21 protein-coding genes are annotated in these 23075 nt (G+C 69.9%); 7 read left to right on the top strand and 14 right to left on the bottom strand.

Annotation, left to right across the window (positions count from 1 at the left end; genetic code table 11):
• Nucleotides 1-49 precede the first annotated feature (49 nt).
• Nucleotides 50-877: an Ltp family lipoprotein gene (locus AC1DE0_RS08690; RefSeq protein WP_478099335.1), complete on the top strand. Its 828-nt coding sequence runs from the start codon at nucleotides 50-52 to the stop codon at nucleotides 875-877.
• Here the strand turns inward: AC1DE0_RS08690 and AC1DE0_RS08685 are convergent.
• From AC1DE0_RS08685 to AC1DE0_RS08635, 11 genes are all read right to left on the bottom strand, one after another.
• Nucleotides 839-1786 carry a universal stress protein gene (locus AC1DE0_RS08685; RefSeq protein WP_478099333.1) on the bottom strand — a complete coding sequence of 316 codons (948 nt, stop codon included), beginning with the start codon at nucleotides 1784-1786 and terminating at the stop codon, nucleotides 839-841. The two genes, AC1DE0_RS08690 and AC1DE0_RS08685, sit on opposite strands and share 39 nt — an antisense overlap.
• 3 nt (nucleotides 1787-1789) lie before the next feature.
• Nucleotides 1790-3607 (bottom strand): amino acid permease, encoded by a 1818-nt coding sequence (locus AC1DE0_RS08680; protein ID WP_478099331.1) that lies wholly within the window; start codon nucleotides 3605-3607, stop codon nucleotides 1790-1792.
• 182 nt (nucleotides 3608-3789) lie between these two features.
• Nucleotides 3790-4794: a Gfo/Idh/MocA family protein gene (locus AC1DE0_RS08675; protein ID WP_478099329.1), complete on the bottom strand. Its 1005-nt coding sequence runs from the start codon at nucleotides 4792-4794 to the stop codon at nucleotides 3790-3792.
• Nucleotides 4795-4821: 27 nt separating this feature from the next.
• On the bottom strand, nucleotides 4822-5754 hold the full coding sequence (locus AC1DE0_RS08670; RefSeq protein ID WP_478099327.1) for a TIM barrel protein: 933 nt from the start codon (nucleotides 5752-5754) through the stop codon (nucleotides 4822-4824).
• 76 nt (nucleotides 5755-5830) lie between these two features.
• On the bottom strand, nucleotides 5831-7330 hold the full coding sequence (locus AC1DE0_RS08665; protein WP_478099325.1) for a CoA-acylating methylmalonate-semialdehyde dehydrogenase: 1500 nt from the start codon (nucleotides 7328-7330) through the stop codon (nucleotides 5831-5833).
• 63 nt (nucleotides 7331-7393) lie between these two features.
• Complete coding sequence (locus AC1DE0_RS08660) at nucleotides 7394-8275, bottom strand: sugar phosphate isomerase/epimerase family protein (RefSeq protein ID WP_478099323.1); 882 nt, start codon at nucleotides 8273-8275, stop codon at nucleotides 7394-7396.
• Between the two features lie 31 nt (nucleotides 8276-8306).
• Nucleotides 8307-10256 carry a 3D-(3,5/4)-trihydroxycyclohexane-1,2-dione acylhydrolase (decyclizing) gene (gene iolD / locus AC1DE0_RS08655; RefSeq protein WP_478099321.1) on the bottom strand — a complete coding sequence of 650 codons (1950 nt, stop codon included), beginning with the start codon at nucleotides 10254-10256 and terminating at the stop codon, nucleotides 8307-8309.
• Nucleotides 10253-11158 (bottom strand): 5-deoxy-glucuronate isomerase, encoded by a 906-nt coding sequence (gene iolB / locus AC1DE0_RS08650; RefSeq protein ID WP_478099319.1) that lies wholly within the window; start codon nucleotides 11156-11158, stop codon nucleotides 10253-10255. Before iolB ends, iolD begins: the two co-directional genes overlap by 4 nt.
• Nucleotides 11155-12087, bottom strand: coding sequence for a Cgl0159 family (beta/alpha)8-fold protein (locus AC1DE0_RS08645; protein WP_478099317.1), 933 nt, complete (start codon nucleotides 12085-12087; stop codon nucleotides 11155-11157). Before AC1DE0_RS08645 ends, iolB begins: the two co-directional genes overlap by 4 nt.
• Nucleotides 12084-13124, bottom strand: coding sequence for a 5-dehydro-2-deoxygluconokinase (gene iolC / locus AC1DE0_RS08640; RefSeq protein WP_478099315.1), 1041 nt, complete (start codon nucleotides 13122-13124; stop codon nucleotides 12084-12086). Before iolC ends, AC1DE0_RS08645 begins: the two co-directional genes overlap by 4 nt.
• Before the next feature lie 13 nt (nucleotides 13125-13137).
• Nucleotides 13138-14142, bottom strand: a complete 1005-nt coding sequence (locus AC1DE0_RS08635; protein ID WP_478099313.1) for a Gfo/Idh/MocA family protein — start codon at nucleotides 14140-14142, stop codon at nucleotides 13138-13140.
• Between the two features lie 347 nt (nucleotides 14143-14489).
• On the opposite strand from AC1DE0_RS08635, the gene AC1DE0_RS08630 reads away from it, so the two are divergent.
• The 6 genes from AC1DE0_RS08630 (at nucleotide 14490) to AC1DE0_RS08605 (ending at nucleotide 19864) form a co-directional block, all read left to right on the top strand.
• A complete protein-coding gene (locus AC1DE0_RS08630; RefSeq protein ID WP_478099310.1) occupies nucleotides 14490-15494 on the top strand; it encodes a substrate-binding domain-containing protein in 1005 nt (334 codons plus the stop codon).
• 74 nt (nucleotides 15495-15568) lie between these two features.
• Complete coding sequence (locus AC1DE0_RS08625; protein ID WP_478099308.1) at nucleotides 15569-16639, top strand: ABC transporter permease; 1071 nt, start codon at nucleotides 15569-15571, stop codon at nucleotides 16637-16639.
• A 1-nt stretch (nucleotide 16640) separates the two neighbouring features.
• Nucleotides 16641-17456: an ATP-binding cassette domain-containing protein gene (locus tag AC1DE0_RS08620; protein WP_478099306.1), complete on the top strand. Its 816-nt coding sequence runs from the start codon at nucleotides 16641-16643 to the stop codon at nucleotides 17454-17456.
• 13 nt (nucleotides 17457-17469) lie between these two features.
• The gene (locus AC1DE0_RS08615) at nucleotides 17470-17883 is read left to right on the top strand and encodes a universal stress protein (protein ID WP_478099303.1); all 414 of its coding nucleotides are present in this window, start codon (nucleotides 17470-17472) and stop codon (nucleotides 17881-17883) included.
• A 76-nt stretch (nucleotides 17884-17959) separates the two neighbouring features.
• A complete protein-coding gene (locus tag AC1DE0_RS08610; protein WP_478099301.1) occupies nucleotides 17960-18700 on the top strand; it encodes a GntR family transcriptional regulator in 741 nt (246 codons plus the stop codon).
• A 96-nt stretch (nucleotides 18701-18796) separates the two neighbouring features.
• Nucleotides 18797-19864 carry a Gfo/Idh/MocA family protein gene (locus AC1DE0_RS08605; protein WP_478099299.1) on the top strand — a complete coding sequence of 356 codons (1068 nt, stop codon included), beginning with the start codon at nucleotides 18797-18799 and terminating at the stop codon, nucleotides 19862-19864.
• A 46-nt stretch (nucleotides 19865-19910) separates the two neighbouring features.
• Here the strand turns inward: AC1DE0_RS08605 and serS are convergent, their stop codons facing one another.
• From serS to AC1DE0_RS08590, 3 genes are all read right to left on the bottom strand, one after another.
• On the bottom strand, nucleotides 19911-21236 hold the full coding sequence (gene serS, locus AC1DE0_RS08600; protein ID WP_478099297.1) for a serine--tRNA ligase: 1326 nt from the start codon (nucleotides 21234-21236) through the stop codon (nucleotides 19911-19913).
• Between the two features lie 165 nt (nucleotides 21237-21401).
• Nucleotides 21402-21863, bottom strand: coding sequence for a hypothetical protein (locus AC1DE0_RS08595; RefSeq protein WP_478099295.1), 462 nt, complete (start codon nucleotides 21861-21863; stop codon nucleotides 21402-21404).
• Nucleotides 21864-21954: 91 nt separating this feature from the next.
• Entirely contained in the window at nucleotides 21955-22977 is a 1023-nt protein-coding gene (locus AC1DE0_RS08590; RefSeq protein ID WP_478099293.1) for a ScyD/ScyE family protein, read from the bottom strand.
• Nucleotides 22978-23075: the final 98 nt, after the last annotated feature.

The raw sequence follows: 23075 nt of genomic DNA, 5'->3' as shown, positions 1-23075 counted from the left end.
CGACGCACACTTCCCTAGGAGTACAGGGAACCCACAGGGAAGAACAATCATGAGCGACATCACGCAGCAGTACCCCGCGCCCGACGGCGCGGTGCCACCGCCCTCGACCTGGGCGCCGCCGCAGGGTCCCGCGTTCGCCGGGCAGCAGCAGCCGGAGGCTTCCACCAAGAAGATGGGCAAGGGCAAGAAGATCGGCCTCTGGACCGGCGGCATCGTCGTCGCCTTGATCGCGATCGGGTCGATGGGCAACGACCCGAAGACAGCCCCCACCGCCGCGCCCGCCGTGAGCTCGAGCCCAGCAGGCGTCGCCTCCCAGTCCGCGACGAGCGCTGCTCCTGCGGCTACCACGCCGGACACGGCAGCAGCCGAGAACGCCGCTGCAGACAAGGCGACCGCAGACAAGGCCGCTGCAGACAAGGCCGCCGCGGACAAGGCGGCCGCAGACAAGGCCTCCGCCGCGAAGAAGGCCGACGACGCCAAGAAGGCAGCCGTAGCCAAGGCAGCCGCAGCGAAAGCCGCGGCCGCCAAGGCAGCCGCGGCGAAGGCTGCAGCGGCGAAGGCTGCTGCTGAAGCGGCCGCCAACGCGATGACCGTCTCGCAGGAGCAGGCGGTCGCCCAGGCCGAGTCCTACCTCGAGTTCACTGCCTTCTCCCGAAAAGGACTCATCAAGCAGCTTGAGTTCGAGGAGTTCTCGAAGGCCGACGCGACCTACGCCGTCGACCACATCACGGTGAACTGGAACGAGCAGGCTGCGAAGCAGGCCAGGTCCTACCTCGACATGACGGCGTTCTCACACGGGAGCCTGCTTCGGCAGCTCAAGTTCGAGGGCTTCACGTCCTCACAGGCCGCCTTCGGGGTCAAGTCCGTCGGGCTCTGAACGACGGCGTCCACCGCTGCCGCGCGGAGCCGGAACGAGGTAGACGGGCACGGGCGCCGACCGGACGATCTTCGAGGCACGGGAGCCGAGGAAGAGCCGGGCTGCCGGAGCCGAGGAGCTCGGGCCCACGACGAGCAGGTCGCCGTCGCTCCAGTCGACGTCCCAGATCGCCGCGCTCCACGAGACGCCTTCTCCGACCACCAGCGATCGCGCGAGGCGCTCGGCCAGTGCGGCGTCCACGGCTCCCACCTGGGCCCGGAGCGCGCTCGTCGTTCGGGCCAGCCACCGGTCGACGACGAGGTCGTCGGCCGACTCCTCGACACTGCCGTAGAGCCGCTTGGGCGGCCTCACCGCGAACGACACCGCGCGAAGGCTCGCACCGACCGCGGCGGCGAGGGAAGCCCCGGCGGACGCCACGTGCGCCGCACCCGAAGACCCGCCGAACCCGACGGTGACCCGGCGCAGGCGGGACCCGGGACTCGGCCGGTAGCCACGCGGAGCGAGCAGCACCGGCAAGGGCGCCGAGTGCGCGAGCCGGTCCGTCACGCTCCCGAAGGAGATGCGGCCGAGCGCACCTTTGCTCGACGAGCCGAGCACGAGCGCGGACGCCTCGACCTCGGCTGCCAGGTCGAGCAGCCCTGCAGGAATGGACGACGCCGCACGCACGACGAAGCTCGCCCGGACGTCAGGGGCCAGAGACCCCCGGGCCTGGTCGAGCACGGACTCGCCCCAGTCACGGAGCGGGCCGAGATAGTTGCCGTCGACGAACTCCACGGCGCCCGCCGCCTGAGGTGTCGTCACGACGACAGCCACCGTGAGGGCCTCGCCCGTGGACCGTGACAGCACGGCGGCCAGCTCGAGCGCGGACGTGCCGCTGTCCTGTGCCGTGAAGGCGACGACGATCGTCACGGCTCACGCCTGCACGGCGAGCGAGGCGGCCTCGACGTGGGTGACCGGCAGACCGAGCTCACCAGCCCGGTCGACGACCTCGAAGCGCTGCCAGATCGAGTCCGACGCGGGCAGCGTCACGATGACGATCTGGTCAGGGTCGAACTCGCTGACCGCTGCCCGGAGCGCACGCAGCGGCCGGTAGTCGCCGAGCCCGCCCGTCGCGTCCAGGTGGTGCTCCCCCAGCGCTTCGAGCGTCCGGTCCAGCCGCGCCTGCGCGGCCTCCGTCGTCGCCTCGGCGACGGACACGGCGCCGTGCGTCGAGGCGGTGCCCGTCTCCACGGCACTGGCCGGCACGCACACGTAGTAGGTGGCCTTGCCCATCGCGTCGATGCGCTGGAGCTCGTGCATCAGCTCGTCGGCCTCGAGGGTCTGGTTGGCCAGCACGAGGACGCGCCGCGCCTCGCCGGAGTGCGTGGGCGCGACCCGCGCGGGCAGACGCGCGATGCGGGCCCGGTTGATGAAGAAGAGCACGAGCACGATGCCGAACGAGACGAGGCTCAGTACGAGCTGGATCCGCACGTCCTCCGTCAGGCCCATCTGGACGAGCACGAGCACGATGGCCAGTGCCGTGATGACCGAGAGGGCGGGGAACCACCACATCTTCACCTTGAGCGTCGACGCGTCGCCCCGGTAGCGCAGGATGATCTGCGAGACGGCGATGAGCAGGTAGACGAAGAGGATGACCGCGCCGGACGAGTTGAGCAGGAACGAGAAGACGGTGTCAGGCGAGACCGCGGCCATGATGACGGCCAGGAAGCCGACGACGGACGAGGCCAGGATGGCGACCATCGGCACGCCCCGGGAGTTGACCGACACCATCGATGCGGGTGCCTCACGGCGGGCCGCGAGCACGAAGAGCATCCGGGACGCGGTGTAGAGGCCGGAGTTGAGGCACGAGAGCACGGCCGTCAGCACGACCGCGTTCATGACGTGGTCGGCGTACGGGATGCCCATCTTCTGGAAGGCCGCGACGTAGGGCGACGCCTCGAGGGTGGCCGAGTTCCACGGCAGGATCACCGCGAGCAGGAAGATCGAGCCGACGAAGAAGATGGCGATGCGAGTGATGACGGAGTTCGCGGCCTTGGAGACGGCGCGCTCCGGGTTGTCCGACTCGGCCGCGGCGATGGTCGCGATCTCGGCCCCCACCATCGAGAAGATCACCGTCACGACTCCCGCCGTGACCGCCAGTCCACCGTTCGGGAAGAAGCCGCCGTGCGCGGTGAGGTTGCTGAAGTCGAGATCGGCATTGGGCCAGATCCCGAAGACGAACAGGGCGCCGCAGCCGAGGAAGACGATGATGGCGGCGACCTTGATCCCGGCGAACCAGAACTCGAACTCCCCGAAGGACGAGACCGAGATGAGGTTGGTGCCCGTCATCAGGAGCATGAGCACGAGGCTGAGCACCCACGTCGGCACGCCCGGAAGCCAGAAGTTGATGACCTTCGCTCCTGCCACGGCCTCGAAGCCCACGACGATGACCCAGAAGTACCAGTAGAGCCACCCGACGGAGAAGCCCGCCCAGTCGCCGAGCGCCTTGCGGGAGTAGTCCGCGAACGACCCGGTCGAGGGGTTGGCCACGGCCATCTCCGCGAGCATCCGCATCACCATGATGATGAGGACGCCGCAGAGGGCGTAGGTGATGAACGCCCCCGGGCCGGTGTCGTGGATGACGGTCCCGGACCCGACGAACAGGCCGGCCCCGATGACGCCGCCCATGGCGATCATCGTCAGCTGCCGCTGGTTGAGCGCCCGCTTGAGCTCCGGGCCCGCGCCGGCCACGTCAGGCCCACCGATCCGACGTGGCTGAGGGACAAGGGTTCACGTGACGAGACATGGGACGGCCCTCTCGATCGGACCGCGGAGGCTGGTCGCCCCCGCGACGATCTGCCCAAAGTATCCACGCGTGAACCGTCTGTCCACGCGCGTCGAACGTTGGGCGACGGCCGCCGGGGGCGCCCGTGTCAGGCGTAGAAGTCGGGCTTCGCGACCATCTCGACCTTGACGACACCGTCGTCGGTGAGCGCCCGCACACCGGCGTCACAGACGCACGCCGCGGCATACCCGTCCCACGACGTCGAGCCCGTGTGCTCGCCGGCGGCTACGGCCGAGATCCACTCCTGGACCTCGGTGACGAACGCCCCCCAGAAGCGGTCGTTGTGGTCGCGGGCGATCGAGTTGCGGTGGCCGGAGCCGTCGCGCACCTCGACGGCGTTCTGGTCGGCCAGCGACACGGTGCCCTTCTCGGCGACGGCCTCGCAGCGGATGTCGTAGCCGAACTGGCAGTTGACGAAGATCTCGTCGTCGACGCGCACGCCGGACTCGGTCTCGAGGATCAGCACGAGCGGGTCCTGCAGGTGCTCGAAGCGCAGCGACGTCTTCTTCGGCTTGTCGACGCGCGCCGACACGAACTCCTCGCCGAGCAGCCACCGCATCGTGTCGACCTCGTGGATCGCGGTGTCGTTGATCGCCATGTCCCACGTGTAGTTCTCGGGCACCGTCGGGTTGCGGTGCGCGCAGTGCACCATGAGCGTCTCGCCGAGCTCGCCCGAGTCGAGCAGCGCCTTCATCTGCCGGTAGCTGCGGTCGAAGCGACGCATGAATCCGACTGTGACCAGACGACGCCCACCGGCCTGCTCCGCCTCCATGATCCGCAGCGCCGCCTCGGCGGTCGGCGTCAGCGGCTTCTCGCAGAACACCGGCTTCCCGGCGGCGATGGCCGCCAGGACGTCGACCTCGTGCGCCGGGCCGTAGCTGCAGATCATCACGGCGTCGACCTCGTCGGACGCGATCAGCTCGGCCGACGACGCGTATGCCGTCCCGTCGATCCGCGCAGCCACCTCCTTCGCACGCACCTCGTCGACATCCGCGACCGCGACGACGCGGCCGCCGGCGATGACGGTGTGGATGCGGTCGATGTGAGCCTGGCCCATGCCGCCGGGGCCGATCATCCCGATACGAACAGTCATTGGTGTGACTCCTTCGTCACTTGGGGCTCAGCGAAGGCCGAGGCCGATGGAGGCGAGGTACTCGCGGGTCTGGATGGCGTTGGGCAGCGGGTACGACGGGTCGCAGGGATACATGTCCTGCTCGCACACGACGTAGAGCTCCTTGTCGAGGTCGGCCAGCGCCTCGATGAGCGGCGGCATGTCGGGCGCTCCCGCCGGCGGCCGCACCGAACAGCCCTTGGCGACAGCGAGACCGAACGGCCAGTCCTCGTCGTGGGCCTGCTTCACGAGCCCCTCGTCCATCGCCTTGATGTGGACGTACGAGATGCGTTCGGGGTACTTGCGGCACAGCTCGACCGGGTCACCACCGCCGTAGACGACGTGGCCGGTGTCGAGGCAGAAGCCGACGTAGTCGGGGTCGGTCGCCTGGAAGATGCGGTCGATGTCCTCGGGCGTCTCGATGTGGCTGTCGCCGTGCGGGTGCAGCACCATCTGGAGGCCGTAATCCTCCTTCATGATGCGACCGAGCTTGTCGGCGTTCGTGATGTACGCGTTCCACGCCTCCGTCGACAGCGTGCGGTCGTCGGTGAACTCCCACGTCTTGTCGTCACGGAAGAGCGGCGGCAGGTGCACGATGTACTCCGCTCCGACGGCGGCGTGCGTCTCCGCGATCTCGCGGAACGTCTTCTCCGTGTCGGCCCACGCCTCCTGCTTGTGCAGGATGCCCCAGCCGGTGCCGGCGACGACGCGGAAGCCGCGCTTGTCCATCTCGTCCTTGAGGCGCGCGGACTCCTTGGGGAAATAGCCGAACGGGCCGGTCTCCATCACCGAGAAGCCGGCCTCGGCCATCTCGTCGAGCGCAGTCTCCCAGTGGATCTGCTTGTCGTCATTGGGGAACCACACACCCCACTGGTCGGGGCACACGCCGATCGTCAGCTTGCTGTAGCGCTCGTCGGTGTTGCGGGCCTTGGACTCGGCCATCGTTCAGGGTCCTTTCGAGGGGAAGTGCGGTGAAGGCGTACGTACGCGTTGGGTGGTGTCGTGCGGGCGGGTGCGGTCAGTCGTTCTGCGGGAAGCCGAGGTTGAGCCCGCCGTGGCTCGGGTCGAGCCAGCGGGACGTGACGACCTTGCCGCGGGTGAAGAAGTGCACGCCCTCCATGCCGTGGGCGTGGGTGTCGCCGAAGAGCGAGTTCTTCCAGCCGCCGAACGAGTAGTACGAGACGGGCACGGGGATCGGCACGTTGACGCCGACCATGCCGACCTCGACCTGGCGCTGGAACTTGCGGGCCGCGCCCCCGTCGTTGGTGAAGATCGCGGTGCCGTTGCCGTAGGGGTTGCTGTTGATGAGCTTCAGTCCCTCGTCGTAGGAGCCGACGCGCACGACCGACAGCACCGGACCGAAGATCTCGTCGTCGTAGACCGACATGCCTGGCTTCACCCCGTCGAAGAGGGTCGGCGCGAGGAAGTAGCCGTCGCCGTCGGCGTCGAAGTCGCTCTCGCGCCCGTCGACGACGAGGGTCGCGCCGTCGGCCACGCCCGAGTCGAGGTAGCCGGCGACCTTGTCGCGGTGCTGCTTCGTCACGAGCGGGCCCATGTCGGCGCCGCGCGTGCCGTCACCCGTGACGAGCTTGCCCATGCGGTCGCGGATCTTCGAGATGAGCTCGTCGGCGATCGGCTCCACGGCCACGAGGGCCGAGATCGCCATGCAGCGCTCACCCGCCGAGCCGAAGCCCGCGTTGACCGCAGCGTCGGCGGCGAGGTCGAGGTCGGCGTCGGGAAGGACGAGCATGTGGTTCTTCGCGCCGCCGAGGGCCTGCACGCGCTTGCCGTGCGCCGTGCCCGTCTCGTAGACGTACTTGGCGATCGGCGTCGAGCCGACGAACGACACCGACTTCACGTCCGGGTGCGTGAGCAGCGCGTCGACGGCCTCCTTGTCGCCGTGGACGACCTGCATGATGCCGTCGGGCAGGCCCGCCTCCTTCCACAGGGCGGCGATCGCGAGGGCCGCCGACGGGTCCTTCTCCGAGGGCTTGAGCACGACGGCGTTGCCGCAGGCGATGGCGATCGGGATGAACCACAGCGGCACCATCGCCGGGAAGTTGAACGGCGAGATGACGGCGACGACACCGACGGCCTGGCGGATCGAGTAGACGTCGACGTTCGTCGAGGCGTTCTCGCTGAAGCCGCCCTTGAGCAGGTGCGGGATGCCGCAGGCGAACTCGGCGACCTCGAGGCCGCGCGTCACCTCGCCGACGGCGTCGCTCAGCACCTTGCCGTGCTCGGCGGTGATCAGCGCGCCGATCTCGTCCTTGCGGGAGTTGAGCAGCTCGCGGAACGCGAAGAGCACCTGGGCGCGCTTGGCGAGCGAGGCGTCGGCCCACTCCTCCCAAGCCGACGCGGCCGACTTCACGGCCTCGTCGACGAGCGCCGCAGAGGCGAGGTCGAGCACGCCGGTCTGCTCGCCGGTCGCGGGGTTGAAGACGGGCGACGTGCGCTCGGCGGTGCCGGACCACGACTGGCCGTCGATGAGGTGGGTGATGCGGGTGGGCGTGCTCATGGTTGGGGTCCTTCGGGTGAGACAGGGACGGACAGGCAGATGACGTGTGCCGGGTGACCGGCGTCAGGGTGAGACGAACGTGGGCGGCGTCGACCACTTGTCGAGGTAGGAGCGGATCGTGTCGCGCATGTACTCAGTCGAATCGCGCGCCCGGTCCTCCCAGGCGAAGACGCAGGAGGTGACGATCCCGTCGAACCCGATGCGCTCGAGCCCGCGGAAGAACTGGTCGAAGTCGACCTCGCCCTGGCCGATGTCGAGGTGCTGGTGAACCGTGACCTGCGAGCCGGGCGGGTTGACGATGTAGCGCAGCCCGGACGACGCGGTGTGGTCGTAGGCGTCGGCGACGTGGACCATCGTCAGCAGGTCGCCGGCCCTGTCCATGATCCCGTCGCAGTCGTTCCCCTGGTGGAACGTGTGCGGCGCGCAGTAGAGGAAGGACACGTTGGGGCTGTTGATCCCCCGGATGAGGTCGACGGCGCGCTTGCCGTCCTCCTCCCAGTCGTCGGGGTGCGGCTCGAGCACGAGGCGGATGCCCTCCTTCTCGAACTCTGGGAGCAGCTCCTCCATCGACCTCCAGAACTGCCGCTCGCAGGTCGCGGCCTCGCGCGGGTTGCCGTTGAACTCGGAGTTCATCGTGTCGACACCGAGCAGCGAGGCGATCTGGATGGCGCGCTTCCAGTAGCGCACCGCGGCCTGCCGGTCCTCCTCGTCGGGGCCGGACCACGTGAAGAGCGGCAGCACCGACGAGACGCCGACACCCGCAGCCGACAGGGCCTTGCGGAAGGCGGCCACGCCGGCGTCGTCGACGCGCGGGTGGTTGAAGAAGGGGATGAAGTCGTCGCGCGGCGACAGCTCGATCCACTCGTAGCCGAGGTCGGCGACAAGACCGGGCAGCTCGAGCAGGGGTGCCTCGCGGAACATGTAGGGGTCGAGAGCGAGCTTCATGAGGGGCGAACTCCTTTGTCGGCCTGAGGTTTCAGTCCGCGCTGGGCGGGGAGAGAAGCGGGCGCTGGGTGGCCTTGTGGTCGAGGTACTCGCCGTATGCCGTCTGCGTCGTCTCGAGGTCACTGACCGCCGAGACCGGCACGTCCCACCACGAGGCGCTGTCAGGCGCGTGGACCAGCGGGTCGGTCTCGACGTGGATGACGACCGGGCCACCGTCGGACGGCCACGCCTTGGCCTCCTTGATCGCCTGGTGCAGGTCGTCGAGCGAGTGCACCTCGATGACGTGCGCGCCCAGGCTCCGGGCGTTGGCCGCGAGGTCGACGGGCAGCACGTCGCCGTCGAGACGGCCAGACGACTCGCCTCGGAAGCGGTAGCTCGTACCGAACCGCTGCGACCCGAGCGACTCGGACAGCGAGCCGATCGAGTGGAAGCCGTGGTTCTGCACGAGCACGACGACGACCTTGACCCGCTCCTGCACCGCGGTCACGAGCTCGGTTGGCATCATGAGGTATCCGCCGTCACCGACCATCGCGAAGACGTCACGCGTCTCGTCCGCGAGCCGGATGCCGATCGACGCCGGCACCTCGTAGCCCATGCAGGAGTAGCCGTACTCGACGTGGTACGCCTTGCGGTCGCGCACCCGCCACAGCTTGTGGATGTCGCCGGGCATCGACCCGGCCGCGCAGAGCACGACGTCACGTGGGTCGGTGAGCTCGTTGACCGCGCCGAGCACCTGGCCCTGGGTGAGCAGGCCGTCGGCGAGCTTGTCGGTGACCTCGGGCGGAGGGTTGAACGCGCCCTCGACGGAGGAGTTCCACTCGGCCCACAGCGCGGCCTGGCGCTCCGTGTAGTCGGACGGGACGGCATACCCGTCGAGGGCGGCCGTCAGGGCGGTCAGCGCCTCACGCGCATCGGCGACGACCGAAAGGCCCGAGTGCTTGCCCGCGTCGAAACGCGCGACGTTGATGTTGACGAAGCGGACTGCATTGTCCTGGAAGGCGGTTCGTGACGCAGTGGTGAAGTCGCTCCAGCGCGTGCCGATGCCGATGACGACGTCGGCCTCAGCGGCCAGCGCGTTGGCGGCCGTCGTGCCCGTCGAGCCGACGGCGCCCATCTGCTGCGGGTGGCCGTGCGGGAGCGAGCCCTTGCCGGCCTGCGACTCCCCCACCGGGATGCCGGTGGCCTCGCAGAACGCGCGCAGCGCCTCCTCGGCGCCCGAGTAGTGGACGCCGCCGCCGGCCACGACCAGAGGCCGCTTCGCCGAACGGATGACCGCGGCGGCGTCCTCGATGTCGACGGCCTCGGGGAGCGGTCGGGCCACCCGCCACGTGCGCGGGGCGAACAGCTCGACCGGCCAGTCGAAGGCCTCGGCCTGCACGTCCTGCGGCAGCGCGATCGTCACGGCGCCCGTCTCGACCGGGTCGGTGAGTACCCGCATCGCACCGAGGAGCGCCGACGGCAGCTGCTCGGGCCGACTGACCCGGTCGAAGAACTTCGAGAGCGGCCGGAAGGCGTCGTTGACCGTCACGTCGGCGGCATACGGCTGCTCGAGCTCCTGGAGCACGGGCGAGCTGACGCGGGTCGCGAAGGTGCCGGACGGCAGCAGCAGCACGGGAAGGCAGTTGATCGTCGCGAGGGCGGCGCCGGTGAGCATGTTCGTCGAGCCGGGTCCGACCGACGCGGTGCACGCCCACGTCTGGAGCCGGTCCTTCTGCCGCGCGTAGGCGACCGACGTGTGGACCATCGCCTGCTCGTTGCGGGCCAGGACGTAAGGAAGGTGCTCCTCGCCATCGGCGAGCTCGTTCTGCAGCAGCGCCTGCCCGAGCCCGGCGACGTTGCCGTGGCCGAAGATGCCGAAGCAGCCGGCGAAGAGCTTCTGCCGCTCGCCGTCGCGCTCGCTCCACTGGTTCGCGAGGAAGCGCACGACGGCCTGCGCCACGGTGAGGCGCACGGTCGCGCCGGTCTGCAGGTCACGCGTCATCGGGTGCCTCCAAGAGGAAGTCGGGGGTCGACGGGCAGGTCGGTCCAGGTCTCACGCACCCACCCGTGGGCGGGGTCGTCGCAGATCAGCCACGCACGTTCCTCGCCGGGGCCGGCCATGACGTTGAGGTAGTACATGTCGTAGCCCGGGGCCGCGATGGCCGGGCCGTGCCAGCCGTGCGGCACGAGCACGACGTCGCCGTCACGCACCTCGGCGAGCACGTCGATCGGGCGGTGCTCGGTGCCATAGACGCGCTGGTAGCCAACGGGATCAGTCGCGGCAGCGGCGGGCGTGCCGGCCGACGGAGCCACCTCGAAGTAGTAGATCTCCTCGAGGGCGGTCTCCTCGCCGGGCCGCTCCTCGTCGTGCTTGTGCGGCGGCCACGAGCTCCAGTTGCCACCAGGCGTGATGACCTCGCACGCGATGATCGAGTCGGCCTCGAGCACGCCGGGGATGCCGAAGTTGCGGACCTCGCGAGACGCGATGCCGGCGCCACGCAGCTCGACCGGCACCTCGTCGGCGGCCACGTGCCGGAACGGGAAGCGTGCCTCGTCCGAGTCGGTCACCGCGAAGACGACGGCGACCCGGGCGTCGCCGACCGCCGTCAGCGTCATTGACGAGCCCGCCGGCACGTACGCGACGTCCGACGCTCCAGCGAAGACCGACGGGCGGCCGGCGAGCTTCGCCTCGTGCTCGCCCGATGCCCCCGCGACAGCCACGTGCACCGACCCCGAGAGCGGCACGACGACGTGCTCGCGGTGACCGGCCTCGAGAGTGCGGGTGTCACCGTCGGCCAGGCGGCCGGCATACATCCCCGTGTGCTCCCAGCCCGAGGAGTCGGGCTCGACGACGACCTCCCAGCCGTCGCGTGCCGTGGTGCCGAAGGGGTGGTGCCAGCTCATGCCGCGCCCCCGCCGTGGACCAGGCCGGCCGCGATGTCGACGGCCGCGGCCACGTCACCGTCGGGCGGGAAGAGGAGCGCGCGACCCACGACGAGCCCGCGCACCGCAGGCAGGTCGAGCGCGTGGCCCCATGACGCGTAGGTGTCGTGCGGGTCGCCCTGCGGGTCGCCGCCGAGCAGCAACGTCGGCAGGGTGGTCGCGTCCATGACGCGGTCGAGCTCGTCGACGACCGGCAGCTTGAGCCAGGTGTGCGCGCTCGAGGCGCCGAGGCCCGCGGCGATGTGGATCGACTTGATCGTCGAGTCGGGGTCGAGCTGGTTGACCACACGCCCACCCTCGCGCGTCGAGAGGAACGGCTCAACCATCGCCATGAGCTGACGCTCGGCGAGCTCGGTGACGGCGCGCGCGCTCGCCTCGAGGGTCGCCACGGTGCCGGGGTCGTCGAGGCAGATGCGCGTCAGCATCTTGCCGCCGTCGAGCCCGCGCGCCGCGATCTCGGCGGCGCTGTAGGCCGTGAAGCGGTCGTCGAGCTCGAAGCTGGCACCCTGCAGGCCGCCGCGGTTCATCGACCCGATGGCGATCTTGCCTTCGAGCGCGCCGAGCAGCAACAGGTCGTCGAGCACGTCGGGTGTGCCGAGCACGCCGTCGACGCCGGGCCGGCCGAGCGCGGTGACGAGGCGCTCGAGCAGGTCGCTGCGGCTGGCCATCGCGGTTCCGGCCCCACGCACCCCGAGCGCGCCACGGGCGGGGTGGTCGGCGGCGACGAGGAGCATGCGGCCGTCCTCGCGCACCAGCGGCCGGTGCTCACGGGCCGCCCAGGCGACGGCGATGCGGCCGGGCTCGCGCACGCGGATCTCGGTGAGGTCGGCGACGGCGACAGCGGCACCGGCGCCCAGGCCGGGCGTCGTGGGTGGGTGCGTGGTGGTCATCGTGCCTCCTCGGCGACGGTGGCGAACGGGGTGGTGTGAGAGCTGGAGCGGGCGCCGGCCAGGCGCTCCTCCACCTCGGCCGAGGTGGGCATCGCGGTCGAGCACTCGAGCTTGCTGGCGACGATGGCGCCGGCGACGTTGGCGAACTCGAGGACCCGGCGCAGGTGCCAGCCCTCGAGCAGGCCGTGGCAGAGGGCCCCACCGAAGGCGTCCCCGGCCCCGAGACCGTTGACGACCTCGACGGGGAACGGGGGCACCTCGACCCGCTCGTCACGGGTCGCGGCCAGGACCCCCTTGGGTCCCTGCTTGACGACGGCCAGCTCGACGCCCCGCTCGAGCAGCGCGTCGGCTGCCCGCTGCGGATCGGTCTCGCCGACGGCCACCTCGCACTCCTCGCGGTTGCCGACGGCGACTGTGACGTGCTCGAGGGCGCGGCCCACCTGCTCACTAGCCTCGGCCGGTTCGGCCCAGAACATCGGGCGGTAGTCGAGGTCGAGCACGGTGTGGGTGCGGCGGGCGCGGGCCTCCCAGCCGCGGAAGTGCGCGGCGCGGCTCGGCTCCTGCGACAGCCCGGTGACCGTCGACCAGTAGACGCCGGCGTCACGAATCGCATCGAGCGGCATCTCGTCGGCCTCGATGAGCAGGTCGGGGGCAGCCGGGTAGCGGTAGAAGTAGAGCGGGAAGTCGTCGGGCGGGAAGACCTCGCAGAACGTGACCGGCGTCGGCGGCCCGTCCACGGCGCTGACGAACCGGTCATCGACGCCGAAGTCCTGCAGCGCCTCGTGGATGTAGCGGCCGAACGCATCCTTGCCGGTGCGCGTGATGAGGGCGACGCGGTGACCATGGCGCGCGGCGGCGACGGTGACGTTGGTGGCGCTGCCGCCGAGGAACTTCTCGAAGGTGCGCACCTTCTCGAGGCCGACGCCGTGCTGCAGCGGGTAGATGTCGACGCCCGTGCGGCCGATCGCGACGATGTCGTATGCCGTCTCGCCGGCTCCGACGGCCGGGCCGGCCGGGGTGGGGGCTTGGGTGCTCATCGGTGCGACGTCCTCACAGGCTCGGGATCTCGTCGAGGGACACAGGGCGTCCCTCACGGCGGGAGAGCTCGCACGCCTCGGCGACGCGGAAGGCCTGGAGGGCGTCCCCGACTGTGCAGGGCGAGGCCAGCGCGCCGCGGGCGACGGCCGCGAAGGCGGTGAGCTCGGCGCGGTAGGCGGGCAGGAACCGCTCCATGAACGACCAGTGGCGCGGGCCGACCGGGTAGGTGGCGCCCGGCTCGGCCGAGGTGACGGCGAGGGAGTCGTCGTAGCCGACGCCCAAGGTGCCGTCGCTGCCGAGGACCTCCATGCGTACGTCGTGCCCGGCGCCGTTGTAGCGCGTCGCCGAGAGGGTCACGAGCGTGCCGTCGTCGAGCGTCAACACCGCGGCAGCCGTGTCGACGTCACCCGCCTCGGAGAAGAACGCGGCGCCCTTGTTGGCGCCGGTCGCGTAGACCGAGGCGACCTCCCGGCCGGTGACGAAGCGGATGATGTCGAAGTCGTGGATCGAGCAGTCGCGGAACAGGCCGCCGCTCGTCGGGATGTAGGCGGCGTGCGGCGGCGCCTGGTCGTGCGTCTGTGCACGGATGCTGTGCAGGAAGCCGAGCTCGCCCGCCGCGACGGCCTGCTGGGCCCGCTGGTAGCCGCGGTCGAACCGCCGCTGGAACCCGACGTGCACCGGGGTGCTCGTCTGCGAGACGAGCTTGGCGAGGTCCATCGTCTCGTCGAGCGTGGCCGCGACGGGCTTCTCGCAGAAGGTGGGCACTCCGGCCTCGAGACCGAGCCGCAGCAGCGGGGCGTGGCCCGGCGTCGCGGTGGCGATGACGAAGCCGTCGACGCCCTGCGCGAGCAGCTCGGCCGGCGAGGCGGCGTACCCGACTCCGAGGCGTTCGGCGACCGTCTTGGCTGCGGTGGCGTCCAGGTCTGCGACGACCACCTCGTCGACCTCAGGAAGGTCTCTGAGGGTCTCGGCGTGGAAGGCCCCGATGCGGCCGACTCCGGCCAGTCCGATGCGCATGTGCACACTCCCTTGGGTGTCTCGTGCTGTGGTGACACCGATCGTCCAGCGCTCGGCATCGTCATGTCAAGCAAATGTTAGGACATTCTGATGTTTGCTCAATCTCTTGACATGACGCGGTCAGCGGGGGCATCCTCCAATCGCTGGCATCGACGCCGGGAACGCGAGGCGACGGCCGGTCGAGCAGAACTCAAGAGACGAGCCCGCGGACCCACCGGGCCACGTGCGACATCGCACCCGGACCTCCGCGGAACACGTTCATGCACACCCCTCGAACGACGGAACTCCCGTCACGAACGTCGCGACACCCGGCGACCGGCCACGCGACGAAATGAAAGGAATCAACGATGACTCCGAATCGAAATCGCGGCAGCGTGACCGTCGCCGCCAGCGTGGCCGCGGCTGCCGCCTTCGCCCTCGCTGCCTGTAGTGGCGGCGGCGCACCGGCCACGACGTCCACCGGGGGAGGCGGAGGAGGCGGCGGCGGCGGCAACAGCGGCTACACCTTCGCGATGGTCACCCACGAGACGCCGGGCGACACGTTCTGGGACCGCATCAAGGCCGGGGCGCAGCAAGCCGCCAAGGACACCGGCTCCACGCTGAAGTACTCCTCCGACCCGGAGGCCAGCAAGCAGGCCGTGCTCATCCAGAACGCCATCGACTCCAAGGTCGACGGCATCGCGACGACCCTGGTCACGCCCGACGCGCTCATCCCCACGATCAAGAAGGCAACCGATGCCGGAATCCCCGTCGACACCTTCAACTCGGGCATCGACTTCTTCCAGAAGGCGGGCGCCCTGACGCACTTCGCCTCCAACGAGAAGCTCGCCGGTCAGCAGGCCGGCAAGCGGGCCGCCGCCGACGGCGCCACGAAGATCCTCTGCACCATCCAGCAGTCCGGGTCGGTGGCGCTCGAGGACCGATGCGCCGGTGTCAAGGACTCCTTCCCCAACACCGAGAACCTGCAGGTCAACGGCGCCGATGACGCCGCCGTCACCAGCGCCATCCAGGCCAAGCTGACCCAGGACAAGTCGATCAACTGGGTCATCACCCTCGGCGCACCGCAGGCCCTCGACACGGTCAAGGCGGCGCAGACCGCCGGGGCGAGCGTCAAGGTCGGGACGTTCGACACCAACCCCGACGCGGCACAGGCCGTCAGCGACGGCAAGATCCAGTGGTTCATCGACCAGCAGCCCTACCTGCAGGGCTACATGGCCATCACCCAGCTCTACCTGTTCAAGAAGAACGGCAACGTCCTCGGTGGCGGTCAGGCCGTGCTGACGGGTCCCTCCTTCGTCGACAAGACGAACATCGCCCAGGTCCTCCCGTTCATCAAGCAGAACACTCGCTAACCGCCTCCAGGGGGCTGGGTCGCCTGGATTTGTCTGGGCCGGCCCGGCCCCCGCCGAACAGCACTGGAGCTGTCATGAGTAGCACCCCCGTCAAGACGGACAAGACACCCTCGGCCCCAGCCGAGGCCTCCAACCGGGTCACCCTCGGCTGGTCCAACCGCCTGCTGGCACGACCCGAGATCGGCGCCCTCGTCGCGGCGGTCGTCATCTTCATCTTCTTCCTCATCGCCGCACCGGCCTTCCGCACCCCGGCCTCCTTCTTCACCGTGCTCTACCAGTCCTCGACGATCGGCATCGTCGCCGTTGCGGTCGGCATGCTGATGATCGGCGGCGAGTTCGACCTGTCGGCGGGTGTCCTGGTGACCACCGCGGGGCTCGTCAACGCGATGTTCTGCTACCAGCTCGGGATCAACCTCTGGGTCGGCGCGATCTTGTCGCTCGTGCTGTGCCTGGCCATCGGGTTCCTCAACGGCTACCTCGTGATGAGGACCGGCATACCGAGCTTCCTCATCACCCTGGGCACCTTCTTCGTGCTGCAGGGCGCCAACCTCGGCGTGACCAAGCTCGTCACCGGGTCGGTGTCCAGCCCGAACATCGACCAGATGGCCGGCTACGCCTCCCTGAACTGGATCTTCGCCCACGAGTGGCAGATCGGGTCGGTCACGCTGTCGATCACCGTCATCTGGTGGTTCCTCTTCGCCGCGCTGTCCGCCTACCTGCTCCAGCGAACCAAGGTCGGCAACTGGATCTACGCCGTGGGTGGCAACGCCGCCTCGGCCCGCGCGGTCGGTGTGCCCGTCACCCGAGTCAAAGTCGGCCTCTTCATGGCCGTGGCCTTCCTCGGCTGGTTCACCGGCATGCACTACCTCTACAACTTCAACACCCTCCAGGCCGGCAACGGCGTCGGCAACGAGTTCCTCTACATCATCGCCGCGGTCGTCGGTGGCACCCTCCTGACCGGTGGCTATGGCAACGCGATCGGTGTCGCCATCGGCGCCTTCATCTTCGGCATGACGAGCCTGTGCATCGTCTACGCCGGGTGGGACCCCAACTGGTTCAAGGCCTTCCTCGGCGTCATGCTCCTGCTTGCCGTGATGGTGAACCTCTACGTCAAGAAGCTCTCGACCACCCGAAAGGTGGGCTGACATGACTGACACCCTGGCAGAGCACGCGGACAGCACCCTGCACCGCGGCGAACCCCTTGTCCAGATGAGCAACGTCGGCAAGACGTACGGCGCCATCCGCGCCCTCAAGGGCGTCAACCTCACGGTGAATGCCGGCGAGGTGACCTGCGTCCTCGGCGACAACGGCGCGGGCAAGTCCACCCTGATCAAGATCATCGCCGGCCTGCACCCGCACAACGAGGGCACCATGAAGGTCGACGGGAAGGAGGTGTCGTTCTCCTCCCCCCGTGAGTCCCTCGCACACGGCATCGCGACGGTCTACCAGGACCTCGCCGTCGTCTCGCTCATGGAGGTGTGGCGCAACTTCTTCCTCGGCTCCGAGCTGACGAGCGGTCGTTGGCCGTTTGCACCGCTGAAGGTGAACGAGATGAAGCGCATCGCCGACGAGGAGCTGCGCAAGATGGGCATCGTCGTCAAGGACATCAACCAGCCCATCGGCACGCTCTCAGGCGGCCAGCGCCAGTGCGTCGCGATCGCCCGCGCCGTCTACTTCGGTGCTCGCGTGCTCATCCTCGACGAGCCGACGGCCGCCCTCGGCGTCAAGCAGTCGGGTGTCGTGCTGAAGTACACGGCGGCAGCCCGTGACGCAGGGCTCGGCGTCGTCTTCATCACGCACAACCCGCACCACGCGTACCTCGTCGGCAACCACTTCGTCATCCTCAAGCTCGGCCAGGCCGTGCTGGACAAGAAGCGGTCCGAGGTGGCCCTCGACGAGCTGACCCGGCAGATGGCCGGCGGGGACGAGCTGGCCGAGCTCTCGCACGAGCTGCAGAAGTGAGCGAGGTGACGTCATGAGCGTCGCTGTCGCCCACCACACCCGCAGCTCGAGCGACCTCGCCCTGCAGGAAGGGGCCCGCCAGGCGGCATACCGCGCGACGGACCTCGTCGTCATCCATGTCGTCGAGTCGCTCGACAACGACATCGCGGAGGCCAACCGCGCCGGCATCTCTGATGCCGTGGAGAAGGCCCTCGCGGCGGTGGCGCTGCCGGACGTGCGCTGGGACGTGAGGCTCGTCGCCGGCGGGCGCGACATCTCCGACGTCTCCGAGGCGATCCTCAGCACCGTCGCCCAGCTCGGGCCCGACCTGCTCGTCATCGGGGCGCGGCGGCGCTCACCGATGGGCAAGGCGTTCCTCGGCAGCGTGGCGCAGAACATCATCCTCGACGCCGACGTGCCGGTGCTCGTCGTCAAGAGCCCTCGATGAGTCGTCTCCGACGGGCGGAAAGGTGCTGACATGAGCAGGTGCGGACATGTGGGGACCGAGTGGCTAGTCTGCGCCCATGTCCAAGCCCGTTGACGTCCGCATCGACCGCGAGACGCCGGTCCCGCTCTACCACCAGCTGGCCGAGCAGCTGAGTGCGGCGATCGGGAGCGGCACGCTCCAGCCGGGCGACTCGTTCGAGAACGAGGTGGCCATGGCCGAGCGGCTCGGCCTCTCGCGGCCGACCGTCCGGCGGGCGATCCAGGAGCTCGTGGCACAGGGTCTGCTGCTCCGGCGGCGTGGTCTCGGCACCACCGTCGCCGGGCGGCAGATCCACCGTCGCGCCGAGCTGACGAGCCTCTTCGACGACCTGCGGCGCGAGGGCGCCGGCGACCCGCGCACCGAGGTGCTGACCCACGAGGTCACCACCGACGAGGTCGCGGCGACCGCGCTCGGCCTGCCCGCCGACACCCCGCTGCTGCACCTCGTGCGGCTGCGGCGCAACGGCGACCAGCCGCTCGCGATCCTGCGCAACTGGCTGCCGCCCGCCTACTCCGACCTCAGCCGCACCGACCTCGAGAAGGACGGCCTCTACGCGATGCTGCGCTCTCGCGGTGGCAAGCCGGTCGTCGCGCACCAGCGCATCGGCGCCCGACAGCCCTCGGCGACGGAGCGCAGGCACCTCAACCTCACCCCGTCGCAGCCCGTGCTGACGATGACCCGCACCGCCTTCGATGCGGTCGGTGGTCCCGTCGAGTACGGCGACCACTGCTACCGCGCCCAGGACTACTCCATCGAGGTCATGCTCGACGAGCGCTGACCGCCCTCCCTTCGTCCCGTCGAGAACTGAGCACTCGACCCGCCACTTCGCATCGAGTGCCCGCTTTCCGACACTGCGATCCCGAGAAGGTATGCCTTGACGTCCCTTTCGCTGCCCGACGCCCTCCCGTCGCCGCGCCGGCCCTCCCCCGACTCCGTGCCGTCGCTGCGCTGGGGCGTGCTCGGGACGGGATGGATCGCCTCGCGCTTCATCGCGTCGCTGCAGGCGTCGACGTCGCAGCGCGTCGTGGCGGTCGGATCGCGCACCCAGGAGTCGGCCGACGCCTTCGCTGCCACCCACTCGCTCGAGCGTGCACTCAGTTCGACGGCACAGCTCGTCGCCGACCCCGACGTCGACGTCGTCTACGTGGCGACGCCACACCACCTGCACCGGGCCGGCGCCCTGGCTGCCGTCGAGGCGGGCAAGCACGTGCTCGTGGAGAAGCCGATCGGCCTCGATGCTGTTGAGGCGCAAGAGATCTCGGCGGCCGCTCGTGCTGCTGGCGTCTTCTGCATGGAGGCGATGTGGACGCTCTTCCTGCCGCGCTTCGACGTTGTCCGGCAGGTGCTGGAGACCGGGCTGCTGGGCGACGTGCACACGGTGCTCGCCGACCACGGTGAGCACTTCGACCCGCCGCACCGCATCCTCGACCCGGCGATGGCGGGCGGCTCGCTGCTCGACCTCGGCACCTACGTCACGACTCTCGCGACGTGGGCACTCGGGCCCGCCACCCGCGTGCAGGCGTGCGGCTCGATGACCGCGTCGGGCGTCAACGCCCAGGCTGCGATGGTGCTGACCCACGCTGACGACGCCACGAGCGTGCTGCACTCGACGCTGCTCACGCGTACGCCCACGTCGGCGACGGTCGCGGGCACGAAGGCCACGCTCACGCTGCCCGGGCCGTTCTTCATGCCGGGCGACGTCGTCGTCACGTCGGCCGACGGCTCGCAGTCGGTGACGTGGACCGACCCCGAGCCGATCGGGCACGGCGCGCTGTACCACTCAGCGCTCGAGGCTGCTCGCTGCATCGGCGACGGCCTGCCCGAGTCTCCACTGCACATGGCCGAATCGGTCCAGCACAACCTGCGGGCCCTCGACGAGGTCACCAGACAGCTCGGCGTCTCCTACCCGACGTCGAGTGGGCACTTTGCCCCGGGCCCGTGACCGCCGCACCTGCGCGTCGGGTGGGGCAAAGTGCCCACTCGACGTTTCAGGCGAGGGGCTTGAGGGTGTCCATGCCGAGGAAGGGGCGCAGGGCCTCGGGGACCACGACCGAGCCGTCGGCCTGCTGGTGGTTCTCGAGGATCGCGACGAGCCACCGCGTCGTGCCGAGCGTGCCGTTGAGCGTCGCGACGGCGCGGGTGCCCGAGCCGTTCGGGTCGCGCTCGCGCGTGTTCAGCCGCCGGGCCTGGAACGTCGTGCAGTTCGACGTCGACGAGAGCTCGCGGAACTTGCCCTGGGTCGGTACCCACGCCTCGCAGTCGAACTTGCGCGCGGCCGGGCCACCGAGGTCGCCGGCGGCCGTGTCGATGATGCGGTAGGGCACCTCGATCTTGGCGAGCATCTCGCGCTCCCACGCCAGCATGCGCTGGTGCTCGGCCTCGGCGTCCTCGGGCCGGCAGTAGCTGAACATCTCGACCTTTTGGAACTGGTGCACGCGGATGATGCCGCGGGTGTCCTTGCCGTGCGACCCGGCCTCGCGGCGGTAGCAGGCCGACCACCCGGCATACCTCTTCGGGCCGTTCGTCAGGTCGATGATCTCGTCGGAGTGGTAGCCCGCGAGGGCGACCTCCGACGTGCCGGTGAGGTAGAGGTCGTCGGCCTCGAGGTAGTAGACCTCCTCGGCGTGCGCGTCCATGAAGCCGGCACCGACCATGACCTCGGGGCGCGCGAGCGTCGGGGTGATCATCGGCGTGAAGCCGGCGGCGGTGGCCTGCGCCATCGCCATGTTGAGCAGCGCCAGCTCGAGGAGGGCGCCGACACCGGTGAGGTAGTAGAACCGGGCGCCGCCGACCTTCGCGCCGCGCTCCATGTCGATCGCGCCGAGCTTCTCGCCGAGCGCGAGGTGGTCGAGCGGCTCGAAGCCCTCGGCCGCGAAGTCGCGCGGCGACCCGACGGTCTCGAGCACGACGTAGTCGTCCTCGCCGCCGACCGGCACGCCGTCGATGATGACGTTGCCGACCTTACGCAGCAGCACGTCGAGCTCCGCGCTGGCCTCGTCGGCCGTCGACTCGAGAGCCTTGACCTGCTCGCTCAGCGTCGCGGCCTTGGTGCGCGCGTGGTGGGCGGCCTTCTCGAGCTCGTCGGCGTCGGGCGCACCTGCCTTCTTGGCCTTCTGGAACGCGCCCATCGCGGCCCCGACCGACTTGCTCACGGACTTCTGCTCGGCGCGCAGCGACTCGAACTCGCCCAGGGACGATCGGCGACGCTCGTCGGCAGCGAGGATCGCGTCAACGATCCCCGGGTCCTCACCACGGGCCTGTTGCGAGGCGCGGACCCGGTCGGGTTCGTCGCGCACGAGCTTGATGTCGATCACGCGGGCCAGCCTAACGGCGTGCGCCGGTGCGCCTCGACCGAGATAGGGGAGCCTCGCTCACTCCGGCCTGATGAGGGCGTATGCMGCGACCGCGTCGTCGGGCAGGCCGCGCACGTCGATCTGGACCCGCCCCGTCGGCAGCCCGAGGTTGACGGTGCGCTGCACCTAGCCGTCGCACGGGAACGGCCGCGAGTAGAGCGGCTCGCCGTGGCCCCACGTGCCCGGCGCAGCGTCGTAGACGGCGTAGGACGCTCCCGCCGAGGCGTCCGAGGGTCGGGGCGCCGAGCAGGCGACCTCGACCGTGTAGGTGCGTCCGGCCGCGATCGGGTCACCCGGCACGTTGCGGAACGTCTGGCCCGCTCCGGTGCTCGTGACGACGACCCGGGCCACCTCCCCGGCCTCTCGCCCGGGCACCGCGATCTTCGGGGGCGGCCCCGGGTCGATCGGGGTCAGCGACACCTCGGGCGTTCTCACCACACCGGCCACCGCCGTGGTCGGCACCGACGGCCGGGCGGTCGCGGACGTGCACGCCCCGAGCGTCACGAGCGCCGAGAGGACCAGCAGTCCCACGAGCGCCGGCGCCGAGGGCAGGGGCGAACGCGCCACCACGGACCGGCCGCGCCTCATGACCCCGACTGTAGGCGGCCGACCACCCGCAGAGGTATGCCGTGCGCCTCGGTGGCACACGGCATACCTCGTGCTCATGCTCCCTCAGGGGTCAGAGGTGGATCCTCACCACCTGGCCGCCGGAGTCGGTGGTGTGCGTCGTGACGTAGGCGTAGTCACCACGCAGCACCACGCCGTACGGCAGGAACAGGCCGCCTGTGATGACGGTCGGCGACGTCGAGTGCGGCCGGACGCGGACCAGGGCACCGAGGGGAGAGCCGGAGGCGAGCCCGTCGGCTGCGATCTCGACCGCGTAGAGGTGGCCCTTCTTGTCGAAGGCCAGGGACGTGACGTTGGTCAGTCCGGTCGCCCACTTCTGGGGGGCGTGGCCGGGCTTGATCCGCCAGATCGCAGACGAGCCCTTCTCGAAGGGGAAGCCGACGAGCTGGGAGACGTACCAGGCGCCGTCCGGGCCCTTGACGATGTCGGTCGGCACCGCGTCAGCGAGGAAGCCGGCAGGCGGCCCGGCCGGTGAGTCCACGGTGGTCGCCACCGGCGGGAGCGCGGCGATGTTCGACACGTGCCCGTTGTGGCGCACCGCGTTGATGGAGTTGCCGCCCGAGTCGGTGTAGACGAAGCCCTTGCCCGAGCGGGCGAGCCCGGTCGGGTCGCTGTCGATGTCGGTGCCGTCCGGGTTCTTCTTGGCCTCGAACCGAGCGAGGTCGGCGATCGTCGTCACTCGCGCCTTGCCGTGGCTCTTGAGCTCGACCTTCAGCAGCTTGCCGAGGTTGGCGCCCATCGGTCCGAAGCTGGCGCGGTAGTCGGGCGACCCACCGAGGCCCATGGTCAGCGCGAAGGTGTGCTCACCGGTGAAGACGAGGTCCGATGGCCCGAGCGCGTCGGCGGTGCCGCCGGCGGACGAGAGGCCGGTCACCACTCGTTTGACGTAGCCCTTGGGGCCGATTCGGGCGACGGAGCCGGTGAGACCGACGCACGCCTGGGTCTTCGGGTCGACGGGGTTGGGCCGGCAGGCGGCGGTTCCGGTCGTCCCGGCCTCCGCGACGTAGAGGGCCCCGCTCGGGCTGAACGCCAGCTGGCGGGGGCTGTGGAGGCCGGAGGCGATGACCTTCGGCATGTGACTCTGCATATGACTCTGCGCCGGACTCGCTTGCGCAGCAATGGAACTGAATCCAGCTGTGCCAGCCGCAACTGCGATGACACCGACGCCGGCCA

It is taken from the genome of Terrabacter sp. 05T424 (genome assembly GCF_056396225.1).
The sequence above is the reverse complement of the archived record's forward strand: the minus strand, read 5'-3'. Positions and strand labels throughout refer to the sequence as shown.

Bases quoted from the DNA above. Each gene is read 5' to 3' on its own strand.
- AC1DE0_RS08690 (WP_478099335.1), top strand. From the start codon at position 50: ATGAGCGACATCACGCAGCAGTACCCCGCGCCCGACGGCGCGGTGCCA.
- AC1DE0_RS08675 (WP_478099329.1), bottom strand. From the start codon at position 4,794: ATGACTGTTCGTATCGGGATGATCGGCCCCGGCGGCATGGGCCAGGCT.
- AC1DE0_RS08670 (WP_478099327.1), bottom strand. From the start codon at position 5,754: ATGGCCGAGTCCAAGGCCCGCAACACCGACGAGCGCTACAGCAAGCTG.
- AC1DE0_RS08665 (WP_478099325.1), bottom strand. From the start codon at position 7,330: ATGAGCACGCCCACCCGCATCACCCACCTCATCGACGGCCAGTCGTGG.
- AC1DE0_RS08660 (WP_478099323.1), bottom strand. From the start codon at position 8,275: ATGAAGCTCGCTCTCGACCCCTACATGTTCCGCGAGGCACCCCTGCTC.
- iolD (WP_478099321.1), bottom strand. From the start codon at position 10,256: ATGACGCGTGACCTGCAGACCGGCGCGACCGTGCGCCTCACCGTGGCG.
- iolB (WP_478099319.1), bottom strand. From the start codon at position 11,158: ATGAGCTGGCACCACCCCTTCGGCACCACGGCACGCGACGGCTGGGAG.
- AC1DE0_RS08645 (WP_478099317.1), bottom strand. From the start codon at position 12,087: ATGACCACCACGCACCCACCCACGACGCCCGGCCTGGGCGCCGGTGCC.
- iolC (WP_478099315.1), bottom strand. From the start codon at position 13,124: ATGAGCACCCAAGCCCCCACCCCGGCCGGCCCGGCCGTCGGAGCCGGC.
- AC1DE0_RS08635 (WP_478099313.1), bottom strand. From the start codon at position 14,142: ATGCGCATCGGACTGGCCGGAGTCGGCCGCATCGGGGCCTTCCACGCC.
- AC1DE0_RS08630 (WP_478099310.1), top strand. From the start codon at position 14,490: ATGACTCCGAATCGAAATCGCGGCAGCGTGACCGTCGCCGCCAGCGTG.
- AC1DE0_RS08625 (WP_478099308.1), top strand. From the start codon at position 15,569: ATGAGTAGCACCCCCGTCAAGACGGACAAGACACCCTCGGCCCCAGCC.
- AC1DE0_RS08620 (WP_478099306.1), top strand. From the start codon at position 16,641: ATGACTGACACCCTGGCAGAGCACGCGGACAGCACCCTGCACCGCGGC.
- AC1DE0_RS08615 (WP_478099303.1), top strand. From the start codon at position 17,470: ATGAGCGTCGCTGTCGCCCACCACACCCGCAGCTCGAGCGACCTCGCC.
- AC1DE0_RS08610 (WP_478099301.1), top strand. From the start codon at position 17,960: ATGTCCAAGCCCGTTGACGTCCGCATCGACCGCGAGACGCCGGTCCCG.
- AC1DE0_RS08595 (WP_478099295.1), bottom strand. From the start codon at position 21,863: ATGAGGCGCGGCCGGTCCGTGGTGGCGCGTTCGCCCCTGCCCTCGGCG.
- AC1DE0_RS08590 (WP_478099293.1), bottom strand. From the start codon at position 22,977: ATGCCGAAGGTCATCGCCTCCGGCCTCCACAGCCCCCGCCAGCTGGCG.